This window comes from Cognatiyoonia sp. IB215182 (genome assembly GCF_033963905.1).
In the GTDB taxonomy this organism is placed as follows: Bacteria; Pseudomonadota; Alphaproteobacteria; order Rhodobacterales; family Rhodobacteraceae; genus Yoonia.
Genome location: NZ_JAXBMB010000067.1, coordinates 1 through 1020 on the forward strand (window position 1 = coordinate 1; position 1020 = coordinate 1020).

Annotated in this window: 1 protein-coding gene; it reads right to left on the reverse strand. The window is 51.3% G+C overall.

Features of this window, described 5'->3' with window-relative positions; translation table 11 throughout:
- Positions 1-347: 347 nt before the first annotated feature.
- The gene (locus tag SLH47_RS26285; protein WP_320244100.1) at positions 348-758 is read right to left on the reverse strand and encodes a hypothetical protein; all 411 of its coding nucleotides are present in this window, start codon (positions 756-758) and stop codon (positions 348-350) included.
- Positions 759-1020: the final 262 nt, after the last annotated feature.

Genomic DNA, 1020 nt, shown 5'->3' on the forward strand with positions numbered 1-1020 from the left:
TGAGCCAAATTTCAGAATGCAGCGGTGTGCGCAATTCTCAAAGATGCGCAGAGAGGGAGTTTTGCGCGCTTTTATAGTTGGCCATAGAGGAGTCGCATTTCTTGTAATAAATGGGTCCATTACCGACCTTGGTTGCCCTCTAATGTGGTTCGCGGCACACTCCGTATGGCCCACCAAGACTGCTAGCGTCGCCTGCACCTAATTGGAGCGCCTCAAGCGTATGCATTGTGCAAGGTCGAGAACAATTTAAGAGAATGGATAATCTGAGCGCCGTTATGCAACGCTGTATGCCCACCGCCCTGCAAAATGAGAGGCGATGGGCATTTTGATCACTAGCACTGCGAGCTTTACCGATTGAGGGCTGCCTGGATTCCGCCGCGCGTCGATCCCGCACGTTCTTCATCATTTCTCTCAACGTCGATGATCTCGACAAGTGCACTGAGTTCAAGCGTTGTCGGATCCACGTCGTCAAAGCCGTAGTCGTCAAGAATACGATCGGCTGCGATTTCAAGGCCGCTCAGGCCGGTTTTCGTGCTGTGGACGCCACCTTGTTCCGCGGATGCTGCGAAGGGCAAAGAAGCGGCAAAGGCGACGGCAGTGGCGAGGATGGTGGTTGATTTGATAGACATAGTTTCGTTCCATTTCAGTTTTGTAATGCGGCGTGTACCGCGGGGTTTATGTTTTGGCGTCGTGTGTTTGGCGCCGTTGATGAGGCTAAAGTTGGGTAAGCCGCGGCCTAATTGAACCCTCGTATCCATCACGAAAAATGTGACCCTTGTGAGTGCAATCTGTGCTTGACATGTTATGAGGTGGGTAATTCTGATACTTACGTGCAGAAATGCACATAAATATTGCCAGCATTGTGCGCCTGCTCACCGCCGCAAGACATGTTTTGTGTCAGCCGTTCACACATTTCAGATGGGCGCAAATGCGTGAGCGTGCATTATTTCTGACAAATCTCGCCCCTGTGAGCGATTTGAAACGAAAACAAGCCGGTACTTGTGCGAATCCCTAGCTCTG